The sequence below is a fragment of the Bradyrhizobium sp. Ec3.3 genome, from assembly GCF_000472925.1.
Lineage (GTDB): Bacteria > Pseudomonadota > Alphaproteobacteria > Rhizobiales > Xanthobacteraceae > Bradyrhizobium.
This window is the reverse complement of record NZ_KI421480.1, coordinates 76,023-102,919: the sequence shown is the minus strand read 5'-3', so window position 1 is coordinate 102,919 and position 26,897 is coordinate 76,023. Positions and strand designations below refer to the sequence as shown.

Below are 26,897 nucleotides of genomic sequence, written 5' to 3'. Positions count from 1 at the left end.
CCGCCGGCGACGCGCGGATCGGAGAAGCCGCGGCTGTTGCCCGAGCACTGATTGACGGCGACGATCTCAGCCGCCTTCATCTTGCGGATGTCCTTCAGTGACAGCTTGAGCGGCTTGTCGACCTTGCCCTTGACCTCGAGCGTGAACTTGTCGGGATCGAGATTGTAGGGCAGGTCGGAGAGATGATAGCGGACGAAGAACGCGTTGTTCGGCGTGAGCGGGCCGTCGTTGAAGATCGCGAATGGCGTCTCGAGCTGCGGAGGCCGGCTGGTCAGGCCGATCATCGGCCGCTTCTGCGGATATTTCACCAGCGGCCGCTCGCCATTGGCGAAGGGCAGCGTGACGGTGTCCAGCGCCAGCGCCTTGGTCGAGCTCAGTGTGGCCGCCACTGCGGCAAGTCCCGCTCCCTTGAGCAGGTCGCGTCTGTCGATCATCGTCTCCCTCCGGAGCATTTCGGTCGAGTCGCGGTCATCACCGCTGGCCTCGCGATCATCTGTCGCATCGGCGGGTGCGAAGTCAATTCGTGCTTTCGCAGCGTGACCACGACGCTGCATCGCAGCATGAATGCGCGGCGTCAGGCCGCCGCGCGCTCGTCGCGGTTGACCAGGCCGCCGAGCTGCCTGGCATCGGCGATAACGCGCACGGTCATCGGCTCGTCGCGGCCGCGGATCGCGACCTCCTGCTGCGGCAGTGCGTCCTCGGCAAGGCCCGCAGTGCGGCGAACTTCGTCGGAGGCGATGGCTTCGCAAGCGAGCGCCTTGGTCATGTCCTGCAAACGCGCCGCGACGTTGACGGCGTCGCCGAGCGCGGTGAACACGATGTGATCGCGATAGCCGATGTCGCCGATGATCACTTCGCCGCCGTGAATGCCGATGCCGAAGCGGATCGGATCGCGCAGGTCATGGCTCAAGAGCTCATTGAGCTCGTCGACATGCTTGGCAATGCTGCCTGCCGCGCGCAGTGCCTGGCGGCAGGCGGTTTGCGGATTGGCCGCGAGGCCAAACAGCGCCAGCATGCCGTCGCCGACGAACTGGTTCGGCTGGCCGCCATTCTCGATTACCGCCTGCGAGACCGCTCCTAAGAAACGGTTGACGATGAAGACGGTATCGAAGGGCAGACGCTTCTCGGCGAGCTGGGTCGAGCCGCGCATGTCCACGAACAGGCTGACGAGATAGCGCTCCTGGCCAATCCGCGCCGGCCCTGAACCTTCCATGCTCGCCGCGGTGTGCGGCGTGAACAATTGGAAGAAGGAGAGATCGCAGGTCGGCCGCAGCTGGCAGGCGAGGCGAATCGAGGGATCGGTGGTGCCGACGCGCGCAAGCACGAAGGCTTCGCGCTGCGACGGCTCCGGGAGGATGCCGTGATCGCCGATCACGCGGATGCGGCAGGTCGAGCAGCGCGCGCGGCCGCCGCAGACGCTGGCGTGCGGCACGTTGTGGCGCAGGCTTGCCTCGAGCACGGATAGGCCCTTCGGCACGCGCACCGTCTTGCCGTTGCCGTAGGACAGCGCGATCATGCCGCCGCGCCGCTCGCGCAAGCCCCGCACGCCGCGCGCGAGCAGCACGATGCCGAGCAGGCCGAGATAGCCGAACGTCAGCCCGCCGGTGATGCGGTTGAGCGTGCGGTCTTGCGCGACGGTGCCGACCTGGCGCTGGGTGAGATTGGCCGCGCGCCAGTCCGCATCGTCGCTGTCGGCGGCGACGCTGCGTCCGCCCTGATAGATGCCGAGCATCGCCAGCGTCGGGATCAGCACGGCCGCGGAGAGCAGCCAGGGCGCGGCGCGCTGGAAGAACGGCTTCATACGCAGCCAGAAATAGAGCCCGATGCAGCCATGGACCCAGGCGACGATGAGCAGGATCGTCATCTGCCACAGCCGGGTGGAGGACGCGACGAAGAACAGGTAGAGCTCCTGCGGATAGAGCTTTTCATGTCCATACAGCGTGTGGGCGAGCCGCACGCCGATCAGATGCGCCATCACCAGCGCTGGGATGCTGAGGCCCAGCACGAGCTGGAGCGGCTCGACCGTCTTCCAGCGGAACTGGCGGCGCTGATAGAGCGCGAAGACGCCGAGCCCGGCATGCACCAGTGCCGCGGTGTAGAACAGGATCGCGACCGGCAGGAACTGCCAGAACAGGACATGGTAGTAGACGCCGGCCTGCATCGCCTCGACGGAGATATTGCCGAGCGCATGGTTGAGGAAATGGCTGACCACATAGCTAAACAGGATGACGCCGCAGACCAGTCGCACCTGGCGAACGCCGGTGCCGCGGAACAGTTCGGAAAATCGTGCAAGAACGGTCGCCATGATTCGGTTTGTATCAGCTCGTCATGTAGATCAGCCATCGTAGAGTTTAATTCCAGCCGAGAACAGCTCGCCCGATCACTTGCGCGGCATGGGGCTGCATTGTCTCGGTCGTCGTCCCGGATCTGCGCTTCGCGAGCCCGGGACGACAGGGGAGAATGAGGCGCCGTGTCCCCCGCATTGACTCCCCCTCCCAAGTCGGGGAAAAGCGCGCCCGTGACGACAGCCCCCGACATGACAGCAAAGCCCGACGGCGCCGCGCGCCGGCACCTCATCATCGCCGCGCTGGTGATCGCGGCAATGACGGCTTTGCGCATCGTCTATGCCTCGATGCTCGAGCTGCGCACCGACGAGGCCTATTACTGGACCTGGTCGAGGGAAGCTGCGCTCAGCTTCCTCGACCATCCCCCCGGCATCGCCTGGCTGATCCGCTTCGGCACCGCGATCTTCGGCGACACCCAGCTCGGCGTCCGCTTCGGCGGCATCGTGGCGATGTTCGTCACGCAGTGCCTGCTCGCCGATATCGTGCGACGCATGACGCATGACGTTCGCGCGATCGTGTTCGCGCTCTTGATGCCGGAGGCGGCGCTCTATTACGGGCTGCTGATGTCCAAGGTCGCACCTGACGTCGCGATGATCCCCGTCGCGGTCGCGATGTTCTGGTCGCTGGTGCGGCTGACAGAGAGCGGCGACGGCCGCTGGTGGCTCGCGGCCGGATTGTTCGCGGGGCTCTCGCTGCTGTCCAAGTTCACCGCCATCATGTTCCTGCCCGCCGTGATCGCGTTCGTGCTGGTGCCGGATTGGCGCTGGCGCTGGCTGCGCAGCCCCTATCCCTATCTCGCCATGCTGATTGCGATTGGCGTGTTCTCGCCGGTCCTGATCTGGAACGCGCAGCACGACTGGGCCTCGTTCCGCTTCCAGGGCGTGCGCGCGACCGCCAATTACGGCGTCTCCTTGCGCACCATCGGCGATTATATCGGCCTGCAATTCGGCCTCGTCGGCTTCGTCATGCTGCCGGTGGTGCTATCCGGCCTGACGCTGACGGCGTGGCGCGGCTACCGCACGCGCGAGCCGGTCGCTATCCTGCTTTCGACCGCGGTGCTGGTGCCGTTCCTCTACTTCCTCTGGAAATCGCTCACCTTGCGGGTCGGTGACACCTGGCCGATGTTCATGTGGCCGGTCGGGTTCGCCGCTGCCGCCATCAATCTCGCGAGCTTGCAGCGCGAGGGCTGGTCCGAGCGGATGATCCGATCGGCAAACTTCTGGGCCGATACGGCCGTCACGACCGGCATCGCCTTCGTCGTCGTGGTGTTTCTCTACTACGTCGTGGCGCCCTGGAATCTCCTCGGCAGGATTGATCCGATCGGCGCCGAGGCCGGCTATGAGCAGGTCACTGCGCGCGCGCAAGCGCAACTCGACAAGACCGGGGCGACCTGGATCGCGACGACCGACTATCGCACCTACGCCATGCTGCGCTGGCTGTTCCGTGGCCGCGTGCCGGTCATCGAGATCAACGAACGCGGCCGCTTCCAGGATTTTCGTGATCCCGGCATGGACCGCATCAGTGGGCATGCCGGCCTCTATGTCGGACGCGAGCCCGACAATCATCTGCCGCTGTGGAATGCATTGCCGGTCACTCGCGAGCCGCTCGAACAGGTCGACCGCCGCTGGCGCGGCCTCGTCATGGACACCTACGCGCTGGAGAAGCTCACCGGCTGGACGCCTGAGCTCTCTCCGCCAAAGGACTCGCCGCTGTTCCAGTGGCGTGTGCTGGCGGGCGAATGCGAAAGACGCGCACTCGCATAGTTAGGGACGCGACGGCCTCTTCCCTTCTCCCCTTGCGGGAGAAGGTGGCGCGAAGCGCCGGATGAGGGGTCTCTTTCCGCGAATTCAAGTCGTGAGAGATGCACTCGCGGAGAAAGACCCCTCACCCGTCTCGCCGCTGCGCGGCGAGCCACCCTCTCCCACAAGGGGAGAGGGTGCAGCGTGCGCGTGGCGCGAAGCGCTACTCCTCGTCTTCCTTTTTCCGCAGCAGATCCGTCGCAAGATCCGACAGCTTCGGCTGCGGCAGTGCTGCGAACGGCAACGGGCGCGTGACGTCGATGGCGGCGAGGCCAAGCCGCGCCGTCAATAGTCCGTTGAGCACGCCTTCGCCGAGGCGTTGCGACAGTTTTGCTGCTATCCCGTGGCCGAGCATCTGCTGCACCAGGCTGTCGCTCGCGGCCATGCCGCCGGTGATGGCGAGGTGGGCGATGACGTGGCGCAAGAGCCGGATCATGCCAAGCGCACCGGGGCGGCCGCCATAGAGCCGCGCGAGCTGGCGGATCAGGCGCAGCGAGGCCACGAACACGAACAGCACATCGATCAGCGCGCGAGGGCTCACCGCGGTGACGATCGAAACCCGCTGCGCGGCCGATGACACCAGCCGCCGCGCTTCCGCATCCAGCGGCGTCATCAGCTCGCGCTCGGCGAGGCGGATCATGTCGGCGCCGTCGATGATCTCACCGGCGTGGTTTTGCAGCGTCGAGCGGGCGCGTGCGAGCTTTGGGTTTTGATGCGCGATGCGCAGCAGATCCTGCACGATGACGCGACTCTCGGCGCGGTTGTCGCTGGCGAGCACGCTTGTCGCGCGCTGGTGCAGCTTCTCGATGGTCGCGAGCCGGGCAAGACCGAACGCCTCGCGTCCGACCACGACAGCGAGTGCGAGCGTGGTGACGAAGGCGAGAGCGAGACCGACGATGCCGAGGCTCTCGCTCCGCGCAAAGAGATCCTCGATCAGATGGACGACGCCAAGCCCGACCCCGAGCAGCGTCAGCCCGGCAAGGCCCGACCAGAACAGCGTGCCCCAGGGGAAGCCGCGCCGCACCACGACCGGCGTCTCGACCGGCACGGGCAGCGCCAAGGGATCGGGCTCCGGCGTGATCTGGATCGCGGCGCGGCTGAGTCGTCCGGGCTCATCGGCTTCGGTCACGACGACGCCCGGGTCATCCAGGCGGAACGTCGCGGGCCGCCGCTGCTCGTGTCGCTCGTTCATTCCAACCTGTCTCCGATCAGGAACTGCAAGGCACGGTCAAGGCGGATGTGAGGCAGCGTCGGCTCCTCAGCCCCCTCGCGCTCGAGCTTTGGCGGGCGGAAGCGCAGGAAACGGAAGTCGCTCGTCTCAGCAGCGGCAGTCGAAAGCCCGCGGAATGATTCGGCGCCGTTGAACAGCGCTTCCGGGTCGGCAGGCAGATCGCCAGGGAAAGTCGCCACTTCAGTACTGCCGTCGAAAAGTTCGCCATTGGCGCTTTCGCCCGCGGTGGGCGTGCCGAGAATGGATGGCAGTCTGTCGCGTCCGCGCGCAACCTGCGCCTCGCGCGTCGCGCGGACGGCGGCGAGCGCCACCACATCGATCTCTGCGCCGGTGCTTTCAGCACGCGCGACAGCCCGCGACACCGCGCGCCGCAACACGGCCTCGAGACGGTCGTGACTGGAGTGATGCAAATGATCGGCCTTGGTCGCCGCGAACAGGATGCGATCTATGCGCGGGCGGAACAGGCTGGAGATGAAGGTGCTGCGTCCGATCCGGAAGCAATCCAGAATGCCGGCGAGCGCGGCTTCGAGGTCATGCAGCGCTTCGGGGCCGGAGTTGAACGCGGCGAGCGCATCGGCCAGCACGATCTGGCGGTCGAGCCGGGCAAAGTGGTCGCGAAAGAAGGGGCGCACCACGACGTCCTTGTAGGCCTCGTAGCGGCGTACCATCATCGCCCACAGCGATCCCTCCGGCGCCTGTCCGCCCGTGGGCACATCAAGCGGTGCAAAGGTCAGCGCCGGCGAGCCGGCGAGACTGCCGGGCATCAGGAAGCGGCCGGGCGGCAACAGGCTCATGGCAAAGCGCTCGTCGCGGCAGGCGCGCAAGTATTCGGTGAACAGCCTTGCGGAGGTCAGCGTTGCCTGCTCGTCCTCGGCTGCCTCGGGCTCGAGCGTTGCCAGATGCGCGTGCCAGTCGGCCGCCGGATGCGCCCGCGGCGCCGCGCGCGACAGCGCCAGACTCTCCGCCGACCATTGCTCGTAGCTCTTTTGCAGCAGCGGCAGATCGAGCAGCCACTCGCCGGGATAGTCGACGATATCAAGCGTCAGGTTACGGTCCGCGCCGTTCTGGCGCTGGTAGTCGATGACGAGGCGGAGCTCGCTGATGTCGACGGTGGAGTTCGGCCAGTGCCGGTCCTCGGTCAGCGCGCGCAGATGGTTTTCGTAGTCGAAGCGCGGCACGGCATCGTCTGGCTGCGGCGCGAGTTTTGCACGTGCGATGCGGCCGGAGGCAAAGGCCTCGAACACCGGAAAGCGGCCGCCGCGCGTCAGCGCATGGATCAGCGCGGTGATGAACACGGTTTTACCGGCCCGCGACAGGCCGGTGACGCCGAGCCGGACGGTCGGATTGAAGAAGTGCTCGCCATAATCGAGCAGCGCCCGGGCCGACAGGCGCGCCTCTTCGACCATATCCTGGAAGCTGAATGCCATGGGGGAGGCGAGGGATCTCGTGCCGGCGGAATAGGCAGATTGGACTAGTCACAAAAGTGGCAACTGCTTGAGGAAAATCAAGCTTCATACTTCCACCGCGTTTTCGGGTGAACCAGCCTTTGAACGCCTCGCCGACCACGAAAGACCCACATAAGAGTGCCACAGCGTCGCCTTCGGACTGCCATGACCGTTTTTAGACTGAAAGAACTCGCGTCGACCTCCGTCCATGCCGCAGCCGACGTCATCGGCTGGGACTATGACCGTGCCGAGCTGATCGCCGACGGCGTCATCCATGCCATCGGCGTGCTGACGGGCATCGTCGCGGCGTCCGTTCTGGTGGTGCTGGCAGCGGTCAATGCCAGCGCGGTCGACATCGTCGGCGTCTCGATCTACGTCGCCGGCCTGCTCTCGATGCTGGTGCTGTCGGCGACCTATAATCTGTGGCCGGTGTCGCCGGCCAAATGGATATTGCGGCGTTTCGACCACTCGGCGATCTATCTCCTCATCGCTGCGACCTACACCCCGTTCATCCTGGAACTAAAGGACAGCACCTTCGCGCTGGCGCTGCTCGTCGGTGTCTGGTGCGTGGCGATCCTCGGCATCGTGCTCAAGCTCGGCTGGCCCGGCCGGTTCGACCGCGTCGCCGTCGGTATTTACCTCGCCATGGGCTGGAGCGGCCTGATGCTCTACGACGCCGTGGTCAAGGCGCTGCCGACCATGGCGCTGTGGTTCGTGGTCGCGGGCGGCGCGCTCTATTCCCTCGGGGTGATCTTCCACGCCTGGCGGCGCCTGCGTTTCCAGAACGCGATCTGGCACGGCTTTGTCTTGGCCGGCGCGGCGTGCCATTATACCGCGGTGCTCGATCTCGTCCTGAGCTGAGCGCGAACAGAAGCGGTATAAGCGGCATAAGAGGAGACGTCGGATGCAGGTGACCGGCAAAGTCGTGGTCGTCACCGGCGGCGCCAATGGCATCGGCAAGGCGCTGTGCGAGGTGTTTCATCAGGCAGGCGCGGCCAAGGTCGTGGTCGCGGATATGGAGGCCGCCGGCGCGCGCGCAGTGGCGGCCACCGTGAACGGCGCCGCCTTCAAATGCGACGTCGCCCAGGAAAAGGACATCGCCCATGTCATCTACGAAACGGAGCGGCAGTTCGGCCCGATCGAGCTGTTCTGCTCCAACGCCGGCATCGGCGGCGGCTTCGATCCCTTATCAGTAAACGCCGGCGGCTCGTCGGATGAGCCCTGGCAGCGGAGCTGGGCGATCCACGTCATGGCCCACGTGTACGCGGCGCGGCACCTCGTCCCGCGCATGAAAGCCCGCGGCGGCGGCTATTTCCTCAACACGATCTCGGCCGCGGGCCTGCTCTCGCAGGTCGGCAGCCCCGCTTATTCGACGACGAAGCATGCAGCGGTGGGCTTTGCCGAAAACCTCGCGATCTCGCACAAGGCGCACAACATTCGCGTCTCGATCCTCTGCCCGCAGGGCGTCGATACCAACATGCTGCGCGCGATCCCGAAGGGGCCGCAAAGTGGCGACGGCGACCTCTCGCCCGAGCAGGTCGCGAAAGACGCGCTCGCCGGCATTGCGCAGGAGACGTTCCTGATTCTGCCGCACGCGCAGGTGCTCGGCTACATGCGCAAGAAGACCGAGGACTACGACCGCTGGATCGGCGGCATGGCCAAGATCCAGGCCAAGATGCGGGAGGAATTCGGGAAGTAGGGGGATGCGCAGCCGCAACTGACGCCGTCATGCCCCGCGAAAGCGGGGCATCCAGTACGCCGCGGCTTTTCCGTATTCGTCACGGCCTCTGGAATACTGGATCGCCCGCTCCAGTGCGCAATTGCGCACAAGGCGGGCGATGACACCGAGAATCTGGCGAGCCGTTTCAACAATCTCGTCATTGCGAGCGCAGCGAAGCAATCCAGACTGCTTCCGCGGTGGCACTCTGGATTGCTTCGTCGCTTCGCTCCTCGCAATGATGATGGGTTAAACGCAGCCTAATTCTTCGCGTACAGCAGCGGCACCGCCGAGTCCACGACGACCTCGACGAGGCTCGTGCCGTTGGACGTGAGAGCGCGCTTGAGCGCATCCCCAAGCTCCGCCGCCTTCGTCACCCGCATCGCGTCGCAGCCCATGCCTTCGGCGAGCTTGACGAAATCGATGCCGGGCAATTCCAGCCCCGGCACGTTGCGCACCTGCATGACCTGGCTGAACGAGCGCATGGCGCCGTAGCCGGAATTATTGATGACGACGGCGGTGAGCGGCAGCTTGCGCTGCGCGGCAGTCCATAGCGCCTGGATCGAATACATCGCCGAGCCGTCACCGATCAGGCACACCGTGCGGCTCGTCGGTTTGCCGAGCGCCATGCCGACGGAGGCGGGCAGTGAGTAGCCGAGCCCGCCGCTCGACATCGTGTAAAAGCTGTCCTGGCCGCGCATCGGCATGAACTTTTGCATCGCGGGCCGGTGCGAGGGTACTTCCTCGACCAACGAGCTGCCCTCCGGCATCGCTTCGGACAGCGAGTGCAGAAGGAACTCGACCGGCAGCGGATCGGCCGCTTTTGGCGCTGGTGGAAGTGTGCGGCCCTTTGGCGTCGCGCGCTTGCTCTCCGGCAGCAGGTCGAGCAGCGCGCTCAGCGCCGGCTTCATGGTCGCGACGATGCTGGCGCCGACCGGCGTCACGGCGGCGGCATCCGGATCGTCGGTGATCTGGAATATCTGCGTGCCCCCGTCGAAGATCGACGCGTGGCCTTCGACATGGAAGGTGAAGACCGGCGCGCCGATCACGACGACGAGATCGTGCGCGCGCAGCGCATCCGAGAGCTGGCCGGGCGAGGCATGCAGAAAGCCCGCAAACTGCGGATGGCGCTCCGGAAACGAGCAGCGCGCCGAGAACGGGCTCACCCAGACGCTCGCCTTCGCCTTCTCCGCGACGCGTACCATCCGATCGACGGCGCCGGCGCGGTCGACGCCGGGGCCGACGACGAGGGCAGGGTGCTTGCTCGAATTGAGCGCGGCGACCAGCGCCCTCATCGCCTCCGGCTCGGGCCCGAGTTCGCGGCTGACCTTGCGCGCTTCGACCGGCGTCGTCGCATGGGTCCAGTCGTCGATCGGGATCGAGACGAAGGTGGGCCCGCAGGGAGGCTGCATCGCGGTGTGATAGGCGCGCGCGATCGCGGCCGGCACGTCTTCCGCGCGCGCCGGCTCGACGCTGTATTTGACGTAGGGCCGCGGGAATTCGGACGCGCGCTCGGCATAGAGGAACGCCTGCAACGGCAGGATCGAGCGCGCCTGCTGGCCCGCGGTGATCACGAGCGGCGTCTGGTTGCGATGCGCGGTGTAGATGTTGCCGAGCGCGTTGCCGACGCCGGCCGCCGAATGCAGATTGACGAAGCCGGCGTTGCGCGTTGCCTGCGCGTAGCCGTCGGCCATGCCGACGGCGGAGGCTTCCTGGAGCGCCAGCACATAGTCGATATCGTCGGGCCAGTCGCTGAGGAACGGCAACTCGGTCGAGCCGGGATTGCCGAACACGCGCCTGATGCCGAAGCCGCGCAACAGGTCGAGCGTTGCCTCCTTGACGGAGACGGATTTGCTGCCGGATTTTCCGTTCTTCGCCACTGTTTCCGTCCCTTGTTGTTTATTGAAGCTCCCAGCCCCGCTCGTCATTGCGAGCGAAGCGAAGCAATCCAGACTGCTACCGCTGTGATAGTCTGGATTGCTTCGTCGGTGCGCTCCTCCCAATGACGAGGAGAGTGTATCACCACACCGCCGTTCCCTTCATCGTCGGCTGTCCTTCCGCATTCGCCGTCCACAGCTCGAGGCCGGCGTCGGTGTCATTCGCGTTGACGGAGAACTCCGTCCCCTCGAACAGCGGCTGTACGCCGCGATAGCTGAATTTCTTCGGCGCCTTGCCGCCCCGCATCTTCGCCGCCATCTCGATGATCAGCGCTGCCTGCAATGGCCCATGGAAGATCAGGCCCGGATAGCCCTCGACCTTGGTGACGTAGTCGCGGTCGTAGTGGATGCGGTGGCCGTTGAAGGTCAGTGCGGAGTAGCGGAACAGCAGCACGGGATCGGAGACATGCGTCTCGCGGTGCTGCGCCTTGGGCGGCGGAGGCGGGGCCTTCGCGCCGCCGGGCTGGCTGCTTGTCATCGCGCGATAGACGATGTCCTGCCGCTCGCGGATCGCGACCCCGCGCGGGGAGGTAATGGTGTGCTCGACCGCGACGAAGCACAGCGTGCCGGTCGAGCCGGTCTTCACCGTAACGTCGGCGATGCGCGAGGTCCGGGTCGAGTCATCGCCGACGCGCAATGGCTCGAGAAATTCGATCTCGCCGCCAGCCCACATCCGGCGCGGCAGCGGCACCGGCGGCAGGAAGCCGCCGCGGGTGGGGTGGCCGTCGGGGCCGAGCATCGACATCGGAAACACCGGCTGCGCCAGGCACCAATGCACCGTGAACGGCGCGGCATCGCCGGATCTGGGCTCGCCGACCTCCTGGAACAGCGTTGCGCGCAGGCCCTTGACGAGCTGCGCGGTGACGGTGTCGGTGGCCTCCTGGGTGCGGCCGATCCATTGCCGCAAATGATCGATGTCGAGCTTCTCGGTCATGACGCCTCGCTCTTGTTACTTCTTCTGTCCGGGCCGCTCGCCGATGGCGGGCACAGCGCCGTAGCTGCGCGTCTCGCCGACGATGATCGGCGCCGGTGCGGGATAGCTGACGCGGCCGTTCGGCGTATCGACCTCGATGCGGCGCAGATGCGGATGGGTCGCCAGGTCAGCCATGGTGTTGACCTCGGCGAAAGCGATGTCGGCATCCGACAGCCGCTTCAACAGCTCGTCACGGGTCATCTTCGCGAAGCTGTGTGCGACCGTCTTGTCGGTAAAATCGCGATTGCGCACGCGCTCGACCATGTTGGCGACGCGCGGATCGGCGGGTAGGCTCGGCTGGTCCAGCACCTCCGCGCACAGCGTCTTCCACTCACGCTCGCTCTGGATCGAGATCAAAATGTCCTTGCCGTCTTTTGAGGTGAACACGCCGTAGGGTGCGATCGAGGGATGGCGCAGGCCCATGCGCTTGGGCGGATTGCCGGCTTCCGCATTGAGCAGCGGGACGGTGCACCAGTCCGCCATCACGTCGAACATGGAGATGCGGATGTCGGCGCCCTTGCCGGTGCGCCCGCGCGCGATCAGCGCCTCCAGGATCGCCGCATGGGCGGTGGCGCCGGTCGCGACGTCGACGATCGACATGCCGACGCGCGAGGCGCCGTCGGGATTTCCGGTGATCGAGGCAAGGCCACTCTCGGCCTGGATCAGCAGGTCGTAGGCCTTGCGATGCGCGTAGGGGCCCTCGTCGCCGTAGCCGGTGATGGTGCAGGAGATCAGCTTCGGATAGTCGCGCAGCAATCGCTCGCGCGAAAAGCCGAGCTTGTCCATCGAGCCGGGCTTGAGGTTCTGGATCAGCACGTCGGCGCTCGCGATCAGCTTTTCGAGCTCGGTGCGGCCTTCCTTGGTTGCAAGATCGACCACGGCCGATTGCTTGCCGCGGTTGAGCCAGACGAAGTAGCTGCTCTGCCCTTTGGCCGCCGCGTCATAGCCGCGGGCGAAATCGCCCTCGGGACGCTCGATCTTGATCACCTCGGCGCCGGCGTCTGCAAGCCGCGACGAGCAGAACGGCGCTGCGACGGCCTGCTCGACCGCAATCACCCTGATCCCGTCAAGTGCTCCCATGGCAAGACCTCAGTAAGAGCGGGGCATGCCGAGCACATGCTCGGCGATGAAGGACAGCACGAGGTTGGTCGAGATCGGCGCGACCTGATAGAGCCGCGTCTCGCGGAATTTTCGCTCGACGTCGTACTCCTCGGCGAAGCCGAAGCCGCCATGGGTCTGGATGCAGGCGTTCGCCGCTTCCCAGGACGCATCCGCCGCCAGCATTTTCGCCATGTTGGCCTCCGCGCCGCAGTCGAGCCCGGCCTCGTATTTGCGCGTCGCCTCCTTCACCATCAATTCAGCCGCGCGCATCGAGGCGTAGGCTTTTGCGATCGGGAACTGGATGCCCTGGTTCTGGCCGATCGGCCGGCCGAACACCGCGCGCTCCTTGGCGTAGTTCGACGCCTTCGCAATGAACCACTTGGCGTCACCGACGCATTCGGCGGCAATCAGGATGCGCTCGGCATTCATGCCGGAGAGGATATAGCGAAAGCCTTTGCCTTCCTCGCCGATCAGGTTTTCCGCCGGCACCTTCATGTCCGTAAAGAACACTTCGGTGGTGGCGTGGTTCATCATGGTGCGGATCGGGCGGATCTCGAGGCCCTTGCCCCTGGCCTCGCGCATGTCGACGATGAAGACCGAGAGGCCGTCAGTGCGCTTCTTGGCCTTCTCCTTCGGCGTGGTGCGCGCGAGCAGGATCATCAGGTCGGAATGCTCGGCGCGGCTGGTCCAGATCTTCTGGCCGTTGACGACGTAGTGGTCGCCCTCGCGACGCGCGAAGGTCTTGAGCGAGGAGGTATCGGTGCCGCTGGTCGGTTCGGTGACGCCGAAGGCCTGCAGGCGCAATTCGCCGGTCGCGACCTTGGGCAGATACTTCGCTTTCTGCGCGTCGCTGCCGTGCCGGAGCACGGTGCCCATGGTGTACATCTGGGCGTGGCAGCCGCCGCCGTTGCAGCCGGCGCGCTGGATCTCCTCGAGGATCGCGGCCGCCGCCGACAGCTTCAGCCCTGCGCCGCCATATTCCTCGGGGATCAGCACCGAGAGGTAGCCTGCCTCGGTGAGCGCATCGACGAAGGTTTTTGGATAGGCCATCTCGCGATCGAGCTTGCGCCAGTATTCGCCGGGAAACTGCGCGCAGAGTTTTGCGACGGCTTCGCGGATATCGGCGTGATCGTCGTTATGTTGTTCTTGTTGGGTCATGGCGTTTCCCGTTGGGTTCGTTCGAGAGGATAACGCAGGACGATCCTCCGGCGTTGTCTGGACAACGCCAACCCCCTATGCTCATTTGCTATAGCGTATGGAGTAGCATTCAAAGATTGGCAAGCATGGATTTCCGTCAGCTCAGGACCTTCAGTTGCGTCGCCGAGCTCGGTAGCCTCTCCAAGGCGAGCGATACGCTGCGGGTCGCGCAGCCGGCGCTGAGCCGGCAGATCAAGCTTCTGGAACACGAGCTGCGCACTGAACTGTTCACGCGCAACGGCCGCGGCATGGTGCTGACCGAGGCCGGCCGCCTGCTGCTCGCGCGCACCTCCGGCATCGTCCGCCAGATCGACCAGATCCGCGACGACATCCAGTCGGCGCAGGGCCCGCTCTCGGGCCACGTCGTGCTCGGCCTGGTTCCTACCGTGAGCTGCGTGCTGTCGGCGCGCTTCGCCCGCCGCTGCGTCGAGACCTATCCGGGCATCACGCTGCGCATCGTCGAAAGCTACAGCGGCCATCTCGTCGAATGGCTGCATCGCGGCGAGATGGATCTTGCGATCCTCTACGGCCGCTCGGCCGATCTGCACCTCACCGTGCAGAGCCTCGGCCGTGACAACATCGTCGCGGTCGGCCCGCGCGGCTGCGGACTCGCCCGCAAGAAGAGCGTCGAGATCGGCTGGCTGCTCAGGCAGCGGTTGGTGCTGCCCAGTCATTCGCACGGGCTCCGGGCGCTGATCGAGCACGCGGCCGCCCAGCGCAAGATCAAGCTCAACGTCCAGCTCGAGGCGGATTCGTTTCGCGTGCTCACGAGCCTCGTGGAGGAGGGCCTCGGCTTCGCCCTGCTACCGCCTTCGTCGGTGCACGGCGAGGTCGCAGACGGGCGGCTGGAAACCGCCGTCGTCTCGAAGCCGATGACGCGCGAGCTCATTGTTGCCTCTCCGATCGACCGCCCCGTCTCGACGGCGACCGTTGCCGTCACCGCGCTCCTGCGCGAGGAAGTGGCCGCCTGCCGTAAGGACGGCGTCTGGGACATCAAATTGAGCTGACCGTCCTCGCTCTCCGCAGGCGCGGAACGCACCGATCGCTCCGTCCGAAACCTCATGGGGATTTAGAACGGAAGCGCCCGGTCCTCACTTCGCATCTTGTGCGACCTGTCATGCCGGAATTTTATAGCCGGGCTGCCGCCACTGATCTCGCAATGCAAGTTGGACGAGGCGCCGGGGCATCTTCTCCGTCATTGCCGCTGTGGTTACAGCGGGAACCCTCTCTCACCCCGGAATCCTTACCGGCAGCGTCTCATACCCCTTGATGAAGCTCGAATAGATCCGCCGGGGCTCGCCGACCACCTCGATGCGGTCGAAGCGTTTGAGCATCTCCTCCCAGACGATCCTGAGCTGAAGCTCCGCAAGCCGCATGCCGACGCAGCGGTGGATGCCGAAGCCGAAGGACAGATGTGTGCGCGGCCGCGGCCGGTCGATGATGAAGTCGTTCGGCTTCTCGAACATCTCCTCGTCGCGATTGCCGGAGACGTACCACATCACGACGCGGTCACCCTTCCTGATTTCCTTGCCGCCGATCTCGGTGTCCTGCAGCGCCGTGCGCCGCATATGCGCAAGCGGAGTCTGCCAGCGGATCACCTCCGGCACCATGGAATCGATCAGCGCCGGATTGGCGCGGAGCTTGTCGTACTGCTCGGGGTTCTCGTTCAGCGCCAGCACCGAGCCGGTCATGGTGTTGCGCGTGGTGTCGTTGCCGCCGACGATGAGCAGGATGATGTTGCCCATGAGGTTGTCGGGGTCCATGTAGCGCGTGGCGTCGTTATGGGCCATCAGCGACAACAGGTCGTTGCGCGGCGCGGAATTGACGCGCTCGTTCCACAGCTTGGACATGTAGGCGTAGCACTCGTCCATCTCCTTCCGCCGCTCTTCGGCGGATGCGACGATGCCGCTCTTGGGCAGTGCCGTGGAGACGTCCGACCAGCGTGTCAGCTTGCGCCGCTCCTCCCAGGGGAAGTCGAACAGGGTGGCCAGCATCTGCGTCGTCAGCTCGATCGAGACGCGCTCGACGAAATTGAAGGTCTCGTTGCGCGGCAAATTGTCCAGCACGGTCTGCGAGCGCTGGCGGATCAACTTCGCCAGCTCGTCCAGATGCGTCGGCGTGAACATCGGCGACACCGTCTTGCGCTGCGCCGAGTGCTGCGGCTGGTCCATCGCGATGAAGCTCGGCCAGTCGTAACCGGCCGGCACGTCGCGGATCGAGATGCCGCCGAGCGTCGAGTCGGAGGAGAAGATGCCGTGATTGGTGTCGACATGCATGATGTCGTTGTATTTGACGACCGACCAGTACGGCTCGATCGGCGCGTTAGTGCAGTAGTGCACCGGCTCTTCCTTGCGCAGCCGCTCGAACCACGGCCACAGCGTGTCGTCCTGGAACAGCCGCGGCGCGCCCGGATGGTAATCCTTCAATGGGGTCGCATAGGCCTCCTCGCGCGCCCTGCGCATGCGTTCGGCCTTATCGGTCCTGACCGGAGTTTGGATGTTCATGGTTGGTGGCTCCAGTTTTCGCGAATCACGCCGCAATCCTGACCGGGAGCGTCTCGTAACCCTTCACGAAACTCGAATACACCCGCTTGGGTTCACCGAGCACGTCGATATGATCGAAGCGCTTCAAAATCTCTTCCCAAATGATCTTCAATTGCAGCTCGGCAAGCCTGAGGCCCACGCAGCGGTGGATGCCGAAGCCGAAGGAGAGATGCGTGCGCGGCCGGGCGCGGTCAATGATGAATTCGTAGGGCCGTTCGATCACCTCCTCGTCGCGGTTACCAGAGACGTACCACATCACGACCTTGTCACCCTTCTTGATTTGCTTGCCGCGAAACTCGAAATCGGCGAGCGCCGTGCGGCGCATATGGGCGAGCGGCGTCTGCCAGCGGATCACCTCAGGCACGAAGCTGTCGAGCAGCGCGGGGTTTTCGCGCAGCTTCCGGTACTGCTCAGGATGCTGGCTGAGCGCGTAGATCGAGCCGGACATGGTGTTGCGGGTGGTGTCGTTGCCGCCGACGATCAGCAGGATCAGGTTGCCCAGGAAGTTCTTGGCGTCCATGTCACGCGTTGCCGCGCCATGCGCCAGCATCGAGAGCAGATCGCTCCTCGGCGGCTGCGCGATGCGCTCCTTCCACAGCCGCGAAAAGTAGGTCGCGCATTCCATCAGCTCGGCCTGCCGCTGGTCCTCGGTGGTGACGAGGCCGCCGGAGCCGGGAATGGTGGTCGCGACATCCGACCAGCGCGTCAGCTTGCGGCGGTCTTCCCAGGGGAAATCGAACAGCACCGCGAGCATCTGCGTGGTGAGCTCGATCGAGACGCGGTCGACCCAGTCGAATTCCTCACCTTTAGGCAGGTTGTCCAGGCACTCGGCCGAGCGATTGCGGATGTTGAGTGCGAGCTCGTCCAGATGCGTCGGCGTGAACATCGGCGCCACCGTCTTGCGCTGGGCGGCGTGGCGCGGCGGGTCCATGGCGATGAAGCTCTCGCGGCGCAAATCGGGATCGATGTCGCGGATGGTGATGCCGCCGAGGGACGAAGCCGAGGAGAACACCGAATGGTTGGTCTCGATCTCCATGATGTCGTTGTACCTCGTCACCGACCAGTACGGGCCGAACATCGAGTCCTTGCAATAATGTACGGGGTCTTCGCGGCGCAGGCGATCGAAATAGGGCCAGAACGCATCGGTCCTGAACAGTTCGGGATGGCCGGGGTCGAACTGCTCGAGCGGCAGCGATGCGGCGCGCTCATGCAAGTCCTCGCGCGTGCCCTCGATGGTCCCATGCATGACCTGCTCTCCCTTGCAGCCGGGCGCGTTTTTGTTGAATTCTGCGCTGCGGCATTTGTCCCGCAATTACAACCCGTTGCGTGCGTCGGGGCAAGGGCGAGTTTTGCCACATCCGGATTTGTGAGCGCGCAGACTGCCTGCGCGTGAGCGTGATCTGGAGCACGTTAACGGATCGGGAAGTATCGGAGAAACCAACCGAAACCGCGCGAAAATCGAACCGCCCCTTCTTGGGGACCGACTAATCTCTGCCCTATATCGTGTCGGGTCCGCACACCCTGGATTGATCGCCGTGAATCAGATGACCGCCTTTCCGCCGCCCGTGCCGCCGCCGTTGCCGCCGGCGCAGATCGACTTCACCGGTCACCGCGGCGAGTTTCGTCGGATGGTCACCAGGGGTGCGGGGCTCGAGCTCGTCACCTTCGGCTTCTACCGCTTCTGGCTCGTCACCGACATCCGCCGGCATCTCTGGTCGAACACCTCGGTCGACGGCGATGCCGCCGAATATACCGGGCGGGCTAAGGAGCTCCTGATCGGCTTCCTGTTTGCGCTCGCGATCCTGGTGCCGATCTATCTCGCCTATTTTCTCGTCGGCATCGAGTTCGAGCGCTGGCAGGGTTTTGCCTCGACGCCGCTGTTCATCACCTTTTACGCCTTCGGCCAGTTCGCGATTTTCCGCGCGCGGCGTTATCGCCTGACCCGCACGGTGTGGCGCGGCGTGCGTTTCTGGATGGACGGCTCGGGCTGGGCCTATTCGCTCCGCGCCATGCTCTGGGGCCTGCTCGTGTACTTGACGCTCGGGCTTGCCTTGCCGTGGCGCGAGGCCTCGCTCGAGCGCTACAAGATGCGGCATTCCCACTATGGTGACCTCTCCGGCGATTTCGAAGGGACCGGCTGGGAGTTTTTCAAGCGCGGCTGGTGGCTGTGGCTGTTGACCCCGTTCGCGATTGCCATCCCGCTGCTTGCGCCTTTCGTCTATGCCGAGTTCAAGGCGCGTGAATGGCGCTGGTGGCTGGCGGGCATCCGCATCGGTGGCGTGAGCCTCTCCTCGAAACTGCCGCACGACGCGTTCTACGGCCTGTATTGGAAGGTGGTCGGCTGGTCTCTGCTGTTGATCGCGCTGTTCGGATCCTGGGCCGCCGGATGCACCGCGCTGGTCATGAGGGTCACCGGCCTGGAGATCGATCAGCTGCTCGGACCGACCGCAGGCACGAGCGTTCCACTGCTGGCGCCGATGGCGGTCGGCTATCTTGCCACGGCCCTTGCATTCAACGTCGTGATCCGCGTCTGTCTCCAGCGGGACCTCTGGGTGAAGGTGCTTGAGACGACGCATGTGCACGGCATCGAGGCGGCTGCGAACGTCAAGGCCAGTGGCGAACTCGCCAGCGCGCTGGGCGAGGGCTTTGCCGACGGGCTCGACGTTGCGGGCTTCTAGGTCGTGAGCGAATTGTCCGAACAGGTCGAAATTGCGCAGGACGCCGGCACGCCGGCCGTTTATTTCGACGGCGTCTCGAGCCGGCGCCGCAAGGTCACGCTCGGCTTCGAAGACCAGCTCGAGATCCGCGAAGACGGCGAAACGCCGACGCGCTGGGCCTATGCCGAGATCCGCCGCGCCGACAGTCCGCCCGGCGTCTTGCGCCTGTCCTGCATCTCCGCGCCGCCTCTGGCACGGCTCGAGCTGCGCGAGACGCCGCTTGCGCGCGAGATCGCCGCGCGCTGCCCGCGGCTCGACGAGCACCAGGCGGGCCGCAGCGGCGTCGCAAAGATCGTCGGCTGGTCGGTGGCCGCGGCGGTCTCGATTCTCGCGGTCATCCACTTCGGCGTGCCGCTCGCGGCCGACCGGCTTGCGCCGCTCGTGCCGGAGCCGCTGGAGCGGCGGATCGGCGATGCCGCCGAGGTGCAGGTCAAGGCCGCTTTCGGTGGCCGCATGTGCGACAACCCGGCGGGGCAGGCGGCGTTCACAAAGCTCATGAAGCGGCTGCGTGACGCAGCCGGCCTCGATGACACCGTGAAGTCGGCGGTGCTGCCGACCACGTTGCCCAACGCCTTCGCGCTGCCCGGCGGCAAGGTCTATTTGCTGAACGGGCTGCTCAACAAGGCCGAGAATGTCGACGAGATCGCCGGCGTGCTCGCGCACGAGCTCGGCCATCTCAGGCACCACGACAACATGCGCGGTATTATCTACAACGGCGGCACCTCGTTCCTGATCGGGCTCTTGTTCGGTGACGTCACCGGCTCAAGCGCCGTGATTTTCGCCTCGCGCAGCGTGGTCGAAGCCTCCTATTCGCGCGAGGCCGAGACAGCCGCCGACACGTTTGCAATCGACCTGATGCACGCGCTCGGCCGCTCGCCAAAACCCGCGGCCGAATTGATGTTCCGCATCACCGGCAAAGAAGGTGGAAGCGGCTTTACGATTCTCGCCAGCCACCCTCTGACCGAAGACCGCCTCGCTCGCATGACGAAGGAGGACCGCCCCGCCAGCGGCCAGCCGCTGCTGACGACGGAAGAGTGGGTGGCGCTGAAGGGGATTTGTGGCGGGGCCGGGAAGGTCTGAGCGCCGACGTCGCTACCGCCCTGCGTGCAAGAAACTCCCGACACAATTCCGTCGTCGTTCGCTGATCAGCTCCGCCGCGCAAATGAAGGGGGCTGCCGTGGGACTCAAGACGTCTATCGCTTGTGCCTTGATCCTCAGTGGTCTGGCCTCTCCCGCTGGCGCCGCGGGCATCCAGCTTCTCGATTCAGATCCGGCCCTCCAGGGCGCCATCTGGTACCCTTGCGCGCGCGAGCCGAAGGTCGTGGCGCTCGGCAATCTCACGGTGCCGGGTGAATTCGGCCTGATGGGCGCGAAGGATTGCCCTGTCGCGGGGACCAGGCTGCCGCTGGTCATCTTCTCCCACGGGCGCGGCGCGTGGTTCGGCGCACATCATGACACGGCGGAGGCGCTGGCCGATGCGGGCTTCATCGTCGCCGCCATCAATCATCCCGGCGACAATGCCAACGACTCCTCGCGACGCGACAAGATGTCCGTCTGGGCGTCGCGTCCGGTCGATATGATCCACCTCGTCGATTTCATGCTGCACGACTGGAAAGACAGGGCGGTCATCGATCCCGCGCGGGTCGGCCTTTTCGGCTTTTCGCTCGGCGCCTACACCGGCCTCGTGCTGGTCGGCGGCAACGCGGACCTCCGCAGGATGACCATCGTCTGCAAGGAGGATGACAGGACCGAGAATTGCGAGCGCGCGCGCAGCGGCGATGTGCCGCCGAGCCCGCCCCACGATCCGCGCATCAAGGTTGCCGTGCTCGCCGATATCGCATCGACATGGGCTTTCGACCGTGCAGCTCTGAGCGGCATCCAGATTCCGCTACAGATTTGGCGCTCGGAACTCGGCGGCTACGGCGTCGTGGCGAAGTTCACCGCGCTCATCGCCAGCCAGCTTCCCGGCTCGCCCGAAGTCCACGTCGTGCCGGCCGGCCACTACGCCTTCCTCACTCCCTGCTCGGCGGAGCTCGCAGCCGCCGTCCCGCGCATCTGCACCGACAATCCGGTGGATTTCGACAGGACTGGCTTTCACCGCGAGTTCAACTCCAGCGTCGCGCGGTTTTTCCGCGAGCATCTCGTCGGCGAGAGCGAAGCGCGGTAGCGCTACTCTTCCATGTAGGCCGATCATCGCGGCCTAATAGCCGCGGTCTTGCCGTCGCGAACCACGTATCGGCAGTCCCTGCCAATACGGATTCTCCAGGCACATGGCCGCAAGTCCCGAGGCCGTCGCCCGGCATTGATCCATCGAGATATAGCTGCAGTCGATGATGGTCATGCCACGCTGATGCCATGACTGCAGGCAGACCGGGTAGCGCGGGTCGTAGCGTTGCGCCGCAGCTGGTGCGACCGTCAGCATCGTCGCGCCCGCCAGGATCAGCAATTGAAGCATGCGCATGGCGTGGTTTCTTTCAGACGTAGGACGGGTAGAGCGAAGCGAAACCCATCATCAAGTCCGACATCGGGCATTGTAGCAGATGTCGTACATCGCTGCACTCAAGCGAAGACGTCTCGTCGCGGATCTGCGGGCTGGCGGAAATGAAGGTTGCGCGGGTTTATTCGAAAGGAAGCACCGAGTATCGGGATTGGCTGAAGCGCATGTGACGCTTGGGCGACACCGCGGTGAGATCGCGTGAAACGACGCAGCCGTGCGTTCGCGGGCGATCCGTCGCAAGACCAGCGTTGAACCTCTGGCCTCGATCGCCAGCCTCATTGAGATGGATGCCACGAAGGGAGAGTTCCATGGCCGCTCAAGACCCGTTTGCAGGTTTCAAGGCGATCCAGAAGGAAGCCTGGTCGCTGTTCACGCCGATGGAGACGTTCACCACGCCGACCGCCGCGAAGCTCGTGGGCTTTGCCGGCGTCAAGCCCGGCCAGAGGCTACTCGATGTCGGCTGCGGAACCGGCGTGGTCGCGATTACCGCGGCACGCCGAGGCGCGAAGGTGCGGGGGCTTGACCTCTCTCCCGTTCTGCTCGAGCGAGCCCGCGAGCATGCCGGGCTCATTCAGCTCGACATCGATTTCACCGAGGGCGATGCCGAAAACCTGCCCTATGGCGACGGCGAGTTCGACGTGGTGCTGAGCCAGTTCGGCCACATGTTCGCGCCGCGTCCCGAAATTGCGATCGGCGAGATGCTGCGCGTCCTGAAGCCCGGCGGAACGATCGCCTTCTCGACCTGGCCGCCGCACCTCTACGTCGGGCGGATGTTCGCGCTGGTCGCGCGCCACGTGCCGCCGCCCGAGGGCGCTGCCTCGCCGGTATTGTGGGGCGATCCCAAGGTCGTCGCGGAGCGCCTCGCCGGCAAGGTCAAGGGTCTCGCCTTCGAGATGGACATGATGACGCCGGCCGCGCTCAGCCCGCAGCATGTCCGTCGCATGATGGAGGCAACGATCGGGCCGCTGATCAAGCTGCTGCAGCAGTACAAGGACGAGCCCGACAAGCTGCGCAGCTTCCGCAGCGAGTTCGAAGGATTGATCGGGGAGTATTTTGATCCAGCGAACAACGTCATGCGGCAGCAGTTCTTGATGACGAAGGCGCAGAAGGCTTGAAATCTCGGCTATCAGCGACTTGCAGCCACAATCGCAAGGTGCGCCCCCTTCTCCCCTTGCGGGAGAAGGGGGCGCGCTTTGGAGCGCAATCGCGCTCATTCCGCCAGATTGTTCACCTGCTTCACCCAGGCCCGCACGTCGGCGAGCACCTCGGGCAGAACGCTGCGGACTTCCAGCACCGTCATGCCTGCCTTGATGCGGGGGTCATAGAGCAGATTGAGGATGTACTGATCATAGACGTCGAAATAGCCCATCGACACATTGTCGTTGAACATGGTCCAGGGCACGCTCGCGGTGTCATTGATCGGCCCGAGCGATTGCAGCACCTCTTCATAGGCGCAGTCGAGGAAGACGAAGTCGCCATTGTCGACCGTCAGGATGACGTCGGAATGCTCGATCTCGAACTTCTCGTTCTTGCGGAAGCCGGAGAGACATTGCGGATCGAGCGAGGAGCGGATCTCGCGCGCCTTCTCCGCACCATAGAACGTCGAGATGGTGCGATAGAGGTCGCGGTCGCGCACCAGCTTGACGCGGACATTGGCGGCTTCAGCATCGTCGGTCATGGCGATGTCGAGATGCTGCACACGCCTCGCGATATCGGCGATGACCTTGGCGAGCTGCGCCTTGCGGTCGGCGCGGCCGTCGCTCTCGGCGAACACGCGCACCGGCGCGTCGAATTTGCGGATGCGGTCGACGCGGCCGGCGAGGTGATATTCGGCGCCGAACGCCGTCTTGAAGAAGCCGTCGACGATCTCCCCGTCGGTGAAGCTCTTCTTCTCGCTGCGCTGGCGCGATGCGACCGCCGGCAGCTCGCCCCCCGCGCCTGCGTTCGCGCCGACGTCGGCGCAGCCGAGCATGGCGAGAGCCAGCAGGCAGGCGCGCGAGAGATGTGAAAGCGGGCGCGATGCGATCATTGTCAGCCGACGCTGCCGGAATACGGCCGCGCGCACAAGACCACCTTCGAGGGAGCCCATCGGGTTCCCTCGGCCGTGCGTGACCCTAGTTGTTCAGGACGACGACGGTGGTGCCAACCGAGACGCGGCTATAGAGGTCGGTCACGTCGTCGTTGGTCATGCGGAAGCAGCCGGAGGAGACCGCCTGTCCGATCGTCTCCGGCTCGTTGGAGCCGTGGATGCGGTAGAGCGTCGATCCCAGATACATCGCGCGGGCGCCGAGCGGGTTCTCGATACCGCCGCGCATATGGCGCGGCAGGTCCGGCCGGCGGGCGATCATCTGCGCCGGCGGCGTCCACTCTGGCCACTCCTTCTTGGCGGAGATGCGATGCACGCCGCCCCAGCGGAAGCCGTCGCGGCCGACGCCGATACCGTAGCGCAGCGCCTGGCCGTTCGACAACACGAGGTAGAGCCGCCGCTCGCCGGTGTTTATCACGATGGTGCCGGGGGCGTAGTTGGTGGGATACATGACGGTGCTGCGGGGGATCGGGCTCGCCCCGCCGCCGAGATAGCCGGTGGAGCTGGTGCCAGTGAAATCGAACATCCCCGCCGCAGACGCGCTGCTAGCGCCGATGGTCAGGACCGCGATGGCGGCGATCGGTGCGGCAAAAAACCGGTTCATTCGTTCCCCCAGCAAAAAATCGATTCAATGGACGACCACAGGCCATATTTGCCGGCGTTTCGCAAGCCACGCTGGCGTGAGCAGGCGCAATCCTTAACGATTGCCAAACGCGGAAACCTCGCAGGACGGCAAAGACGCATTAGCCAAGATGCCTCGTCGTCGCGCGGCAGGGCAGCAATGTCTGCTATTGCTTTGACGAAGACGGCGAACAATGGTTGATCGATAACGGATCCGAAAAGAGGCCGCGGGAGCGAAAACGATGAACGGTGCGGAAAGCCTGGTACAGACGCTGGTCAAGGGCGGGGTCGACATCTGCTTCACCAATCCCGGGACGTCGGAGATGCATTTCGTCGCGGCGCTCGACCGCGTTCCCGGCATGCGCTGCGTGCTCGGCCTGTTCGAGGGCGTGGTGACGGGCGCGGCCGACGGCTACTACCGCATGAAGGGCCTGCCTGCCTCGACGCTGCTGCACCTCGGCCCCGGCCTCGCCAACGGCCTTGCCAACTTGCACAACGCCAAGAAGGCGCATTCCGGCATCGTCAATATCGTCGGCCAGCATGCCGGCTACCACATCGGCTACAACGCGCCGCTCACCTCCGACATCGAGGGCCTGGCGCGGCCGATGTCGTCCTGGGTGCGGACCTCGCCGGATGCCAAGTCGGTCGCCGCCGACGGCGCCGCGGCGATCGCTGCCGCCAAGAGCGCGCCAGGGCAGATCGCAACCCTGATCTTGCCCGCCGACACCGCCTGGAACGAGGCCGATGGCATCGCCGAGGTGCCGGCCGAGAAGCAGCGCCCGTCCTATTCGCCGCAGGCGGTCGACACCGCCGCCAAGATCCTCCGCAATGACGGCAGCCGCACGCTGATGCTGATGGTCGGCAGCGCGCTGTCCGAGCAGGGGCTGGCGCTGGCGCAGCGCATCGCCGGGAAGACCGGATGCCAGGTGATGGGCCCGACCTTCCGCCCGCGCATGGCGCGCGGCCGCGGCCGCTTCTCGATCGACCGCATTCCCTATGTGATCGACCAGGCGCTGCCCCTGCTGAAGGATTTCCGCCACATCATCCTGGTCGAGGCCAACGATCCCGTCGCCTTCTTCGCCTATCCGAACAAGCCGAGCCTCTTGAAGCCCGAGGGCTGCGAGGTTCATCGCATGACCGAGTGGGGCGAGAACTCAGTCGCTGCGCTCGAGGCACTCGCCGGCGCGTTGCATGCCACCTCTCACGACGTCAAGCCGCAGCAGCTCCAGGAGCTGGTCAAGCCGACCGGCGCGCTCAATTTCACCACCATCGCGCAGGCAATTGCGTACGCGATCCCGGAGAATGCGATCCTGGTCGACGAAACCCTGACCACCGGGCGCGGCTTCTTCCCGCCGACGGCGGCGGCGGCACCACACGACTGGATCCAGAACATGGGCGGCTCGATCGGCTTCTCGACGCCGCTCTCGATCGGTGCTGCGATCGCCTGTCCTGATCGCAAGGTCATGTGCATGGTCGGCGACGGCAGCGCGATGTACACGATCCAGTCGCTGTGGACGCAGGCGCGCGAAGGACTGAACATCGTCACCATCGTGTTCGCCAATCGCATCTACCAGATCCTGCGTGGTGAGTTCGACGGCGTCGGCGCCGGCGAGCCTGGCCAGCGCGCGAACGACATGCTCAGGCTCGATCGCCCGACCCTCGATTTCGTGGCGCTGGCGAAGGGCATGGGCGTGCCGGGCCGCGCCGTCACCAACGCCGACGAGTTCAACAAGGCGCTTGCGGAAGCCGTCGCCGAGCCGGGGCCGCGGCTGATCGAAGTCGTGATGTGAGGTAAGCTCCGATTGCTTCGACTGTGCCATACGTACTCTCCCCTCATTTTGAGGAGCCCGCGATGAGCGGGCGTCTCGAAGGATGGCCGCGGGCGAGATCCGGGCCTTCATGGTTCTCCCGGCGATGCGCAGCATCGACCGGAGACGCGCGTTCCGCGCCCCTCACCATGAGGGTCTTGTAACGCGGCAGGACTAGAGCGCCTGGGGGCGGGGAGCACGATGCAGACCGAGCTGAACAAGATGATCGCGGCGCTGCGGGATCTCTACACGCACGAAGACTTCCTGTTCGCGAAGGATGTCGGCGAGCGCGCGATCACCCACCGCTTCGCCGTCTATCTGGAGAAGCAGTTCTCCGGCTGGTCGGTCGATTGCAACTACGATCGCCTCGGCGAGCGCACGCTGCACCTGCCGCGCGGCTCGATCATCTCGACCGACGATCATTTGGGAAAATCGATCTATCCTGATGTCGTCGTGCATCAGCGCGAGATCCCGAACAATTTGATCGCCGTTGAAATCCGCAACGCGAGCAATCACACCGCGATCGAGCACGACCAGCAGAAGCTGAAGGCGCTCACCGATCCCGATATCTGGTTCGCCTACCAGATCGGCGTGCTGCTCGTGCTTGCGAGGACGAACGTAACGACCGTGGAAATCTATGTCGGTGGCGTGCTCGACAAGATGCAGACCGCCTGGTTCACGGAACGGCTGAAGGAGACCGGGCCCGGTATGCCGCAATAGAGCATGATCCGGAAAAGTGTGGAGCGGTTTTCCCTCGCGACATCAGCGGAACGCGTTTGCGCGGAGATCATGCTCGAGAACAACAACCTAAAGCGCGATGACGCTTCATCCTAATCTCATCGCGCTTTAGGCGGTACGGCAATGCCTGCTGTGTGAGGCT

The 26,897-nt window shown here is 65.1% G+C and carries 23 protein-coding genes; 10 read left to right on the top strand and 13 right to left on the bottom strand.

The window, feature by feature from the left end; translation table 11 throughout:
• Positions 1-434: molybdopterin-dependent oxidoreductase (locus tag YUU_RS54835; RefSeq protein WP_035665552.1), on the bottom strand; the 434-nt coding region annotated here is incomplete at its 3' end.
• 140 nt (positions 435-574) lie between these two features.
• Positions 575-2,305, bottom strand: coding sequence for an adenylate/guanylate cyclase domain-containing protein (locus tag YUU_RS0149445; RefSeq protein ID WP_027528743.1), 1,731 nt, complete (start codon positions 2,303-2,305; stop codon positions 575-577).
• 231 nt (positions 2,306-2,536) lie between these two features.
• Between YUU_RS0149445 and YUU_RS0149440 the strand changes: the two genes are divergently transcribed.
• Complete coding sequence (locus YUU_RS0149440; RefSeq protein WP_027528742.1) at positions 2,537-4,108, top strand: glycosyltransferase family 39 protein; 1,572 nt, start codon at positions 2,537-2,539, stop codon at positions 4,106-4,108.
• Between the two features lie 199 nt (positions 4,109-4,307).
• Here YUU_RS0149440 and YUU_RS0149435 read toward each other — a convergent pair whose 3' ends face one another.
• Together YUU_RS0149435 and YUU_RS0149430 are read right to left on the bottom strand one after the other, a co-directional pair.
• A complete protein-coding gene (locus YUU_RS0149435; protein ID WP_027528741.1) occupies positions 4,308-5,336 on the bottom strand; it encodes a YcjF family protein in 1,029 nt (342 codons plus the stop codon).
• A complete protein-coding gene (locus tag YUU_RS0149430) occupies positions 5,333-6,802 on the bottom strand; it encodes a YcjX family protein (RefSeq protein WP_027528740.1) in 1,470 nt (489 codons plus the stop codon). Before YUU_RS0149430 ends, YUU_RS0149435 begins: the two co-directional genes overlap by 4 nt.
• Before the next feature lie 183 nt (positions 6,803-6,985).
• Here YUU_RS0149430 and YUU_RS0149425 point away from each other — a divergent pair, with 183 nt between their 5' ends.
• The gene (locus YUU_RS0149425) at positions 6,986-7,681 is read left to right on the top strand and encodes a hemolysin III family protein (protein ID WP_027528739.1); all 696 of its coding nucleotides are present in this window, start codon (positions 6,986-6,988) and stop codon (positions 7,679-7,681) included.
• Positions 7,682-7,724: 43 nt separating this feature from the next.
• Positions 7,725-8,519 (top strand): SDR family oxidoreductase, encoded by a 795-nt coding sequence (locus tag YUU_RS0149420; protein ID WP_027528738.1) that lies wholly within the window; start codon positions 7,725-7,727, stop codon positions 8,517-8,519.
• A 278-nt stretch (positions 8,520-8,797) separates the two neighbouring features.
• Here the strand turns inward: YUU_RS0149420 and mdlC are convergent, their stop codons facing one another.
• The 4 genes from mdlC to YUU_RS0149400 all read right to left on the bottom strand — a co-directional run bounded on the left by mdlC (position 8,798) and on the right by YUU_RS0149400 (position 13,706).
• Complete coding sequence (gene mdlC, locus YUU_RS0149415) at positions 8,798-10,417, bottom strand: benzoylformate decarboxylase (RefSeq protein WP_027528737.1); 1,620 nt, start codon at positions 10,415-10,417, stop codon at positions 8,798-8,800.
• 139 nt (positions 10,418-10,556) lie between these two features.
• A complete protein-coding gene (locus YUU_RS0149410) occupies positions 10,557-11,408 on the bottom strand; it encodes a MaoC family dehydratase N-terminal domain-containing protein (RefSeq protein ID WP_027528736.1) in 852 nt (283 codons plus the stop codon).
• A gap of 15 nt (positions 11,409-11,423) precedes the next feature.
• Positions 11,424-12,527 (bottom strand): CaiB/BaiF CoA-transferase family protein, encoded by a 1,104-nt coding sequence (locus YUU_RS0149405; protein WP_027528735.1) that lies wholly within the window; start codon positions 12,525-12,527, stop codon positions 11,424-11,426.
• Between the two features lie 9 nt (positions 12,528-12,536).
• Positions 12,537-13,706 carry an acyl-CoA dehydrogenase family protein gene (locus tag YUU_RS0149400; RefSeq protein WP_027528734.1) on the bottom strand — a complete coding sequence of 390 codons (1,170 nt, stop codon included), beginning with the start codon at positions 13,704-13,706 and terminating at the stop codon, positions 12,537-12,539.
• Positions 13,707-13,831: 125 nt separating this feature from the next.
• On the opposite strand from YUU_RS0149400, the gene YUU_RS0149395 reads away from it, so the two are divergent.
• On the top strand, positions 13,832-14,752 hold the full coding sequence (locus YUU_RS0149395; protein WP_027528733.1) for a LysR substrate-binding domain-containing protein: 921 nt from the start codon (positions 13,832-13,834) through the stop codon (positions 14,750-14,752).
• Between the two features lie 222 nt (positions 14,753-14,974).
• Here the strand turns inward: YUU_RS0149395 and YUU_RS0149390 are convergent, their stop codons facing one another.
• Both YUU_RS0149390 and YUU_RS0149385 read right to left on the bottom strand, forming a co-directional pair.
• The gene (locus YUU_RS0149390) at positions 14,975-16,249 is read right to left on the bottom strand and encodes a cytochrome P450 (RefSeq protein WP_027528732.1); all 1,275 of its coding nucleotides are present in this window, start codon (positions 16,247-16,249) and stop codon (positions 14,975-14,977) included.
• A 25-nt stretch (positions 16,250-16,274) separates the two neighbouring features.
• Positions 16,275-17,534 carry a cytochrome P450 gene (locus YUU_RS0149385; RefSeq protein ID WP_027528731.1) on the bottom strand — a complete coding sequence of 420 codons (1,260 nt, stop codon included), beginning with the start codon at positions 17,532-17,534 and terminating at the stop codon, positions 16,275-16,277.
• Positions 17,535-17,832: 298 nt separating this feature from the next.
• Between YUU_RS0149385 and YUU_RS0149380 the strand changes: the two genes are divergently transcribed.
• The 3 genes from YUU_RS0149380 (at position 17,833) to YUU_RS0149370 (ending at position 21,172) form a co-directional block, all read left to right on the top strand.
• Complete coding sequence (locus YUU_RS0149380; RefSeq protein WP_035665549.1) at positions 17,833-18,966, top strand: YjgN family protein; 1,134 nt, start codon at positions 17,833-17,835, stop codon at positions 18,964-18,966.
• A gap of 3 nt (positions 18,967-18,969) precedes the next feature.
• A complete protein-coding gene (locus tag YUU_RS0149375; RefSeq protein ID WP_035665528.1) occupies positions 18,970-20,085 on the top strand; it encodes a M48 family metallopeptidase in 1,116 nt (371 codons plus the stop codon).
• 97 nt (positions 20,086-20,182) lie between these two features.
• On the top strand, positions 20,183-21,172 hold the full coding sequence (locus tag YUU_RS0149370; protein ID WP_027528728.1) for a hydrolase: 990 nt from the start codon (positions 20,183-20,185) through the stop codon (positions 21,170-21,172).
• A 33-nt stretch (positions 21,173-21,205) separates the two neighbouring features.
• On the opposite strand, the gene YUU_RS0149365 is transcribed toward YUU_RS0149370, so the two are convergent.
• Entirely contained in the window at positions 21,206-21,466 is a 261-nt protein-coding gene (locus YUU_RS0149365) for a DUF3551 domain-containing protein (RefSeq protein WP_027528727.1), read from the bottom strand.
• A gap of 344 nt (positions 21,467-21,810) precedes the next feature.
• Between YUU_RS0149365 and YUU_RS0149355 the strand changes: the two genes are divergently transcribed.
• A complete protein-coding gene (locus YUU_RS0149355) occupies positions 21,811-22,617 on the top strand; it encodes a class I SAM-dependent methyltransferase (RefSeq protein ID WP_027528725.1) in 807 nt (268 codons plus the stop codon).
• Positions 22,618-22,712: 95 nt separating this feature from the next.
• Here YUU_RS0149355 and YUU_RS0149350 read toward each other — a convergent pair whose 3' ends face one another.
• Together YUU_RS0149350 and YUU_RS0149345 are read right to left on the bottom strand one after the other, a co-directional pair.
• Positions 22,713-23,531 (bottom strand): DUF2927 domain-containing protein, encoded by an 819-nt coding sequence (locus tag YUU_RS0149350; protein WP_027528724.1) that lies wholly within the window; start codon positions 23,529-23,531, stop codon positions 22,713-22,715.
• An 85-nt stretch (positions 23,532-23,616) separates the two neighbouring features.
• Positions 23,617-24,114 carry a L,D-transpeptidase gene (locus YUU_RS0149345; RefSeq protein WP_371260622.1) on the bottom strand — a complete coding sequence of 166 codons (498 nt, stop codon included), beginning with the start codon at positions 24,112-24,114 and terminating at the stop codon, positions 23,617-23,619.
• Between the two features lie 337 nt (positions 24,115-24,451).
• On the opposite strand from YUU_RS0149345, the gene YUU_RS0149340 reads away from it, so the two are divergent.
• Both YUU_RS0149340 and YUU_RS0149330 read left to right on the top strand, forming a co-directional pair.
• Positions 24,452-25,999, top strand: a complete 1,548-nt coding sequence (locus YUU_RS0149340; RefSeq protein ID WP_027528722.1) for an acetolactate synthase large subunit — start codon at positions 24,452-24,454, stop codon at positions 25,997-25,999.
• A gap of 219 nt (positions 26,000-26,218) precedes the next feature.
• On the top strand, positions 26,219-26,737 hold the full coding sequence (locus tag YUU_RS0149330) for a hypothetical protein (RefSeq protein ID WP_027528721.1): 519 nt from the start codon (positions 26,219-26,221) through the stop codon (positions 26,735-26,737).
• Positions 26,738-26,897: the final 160 nt, after the last annotated feature.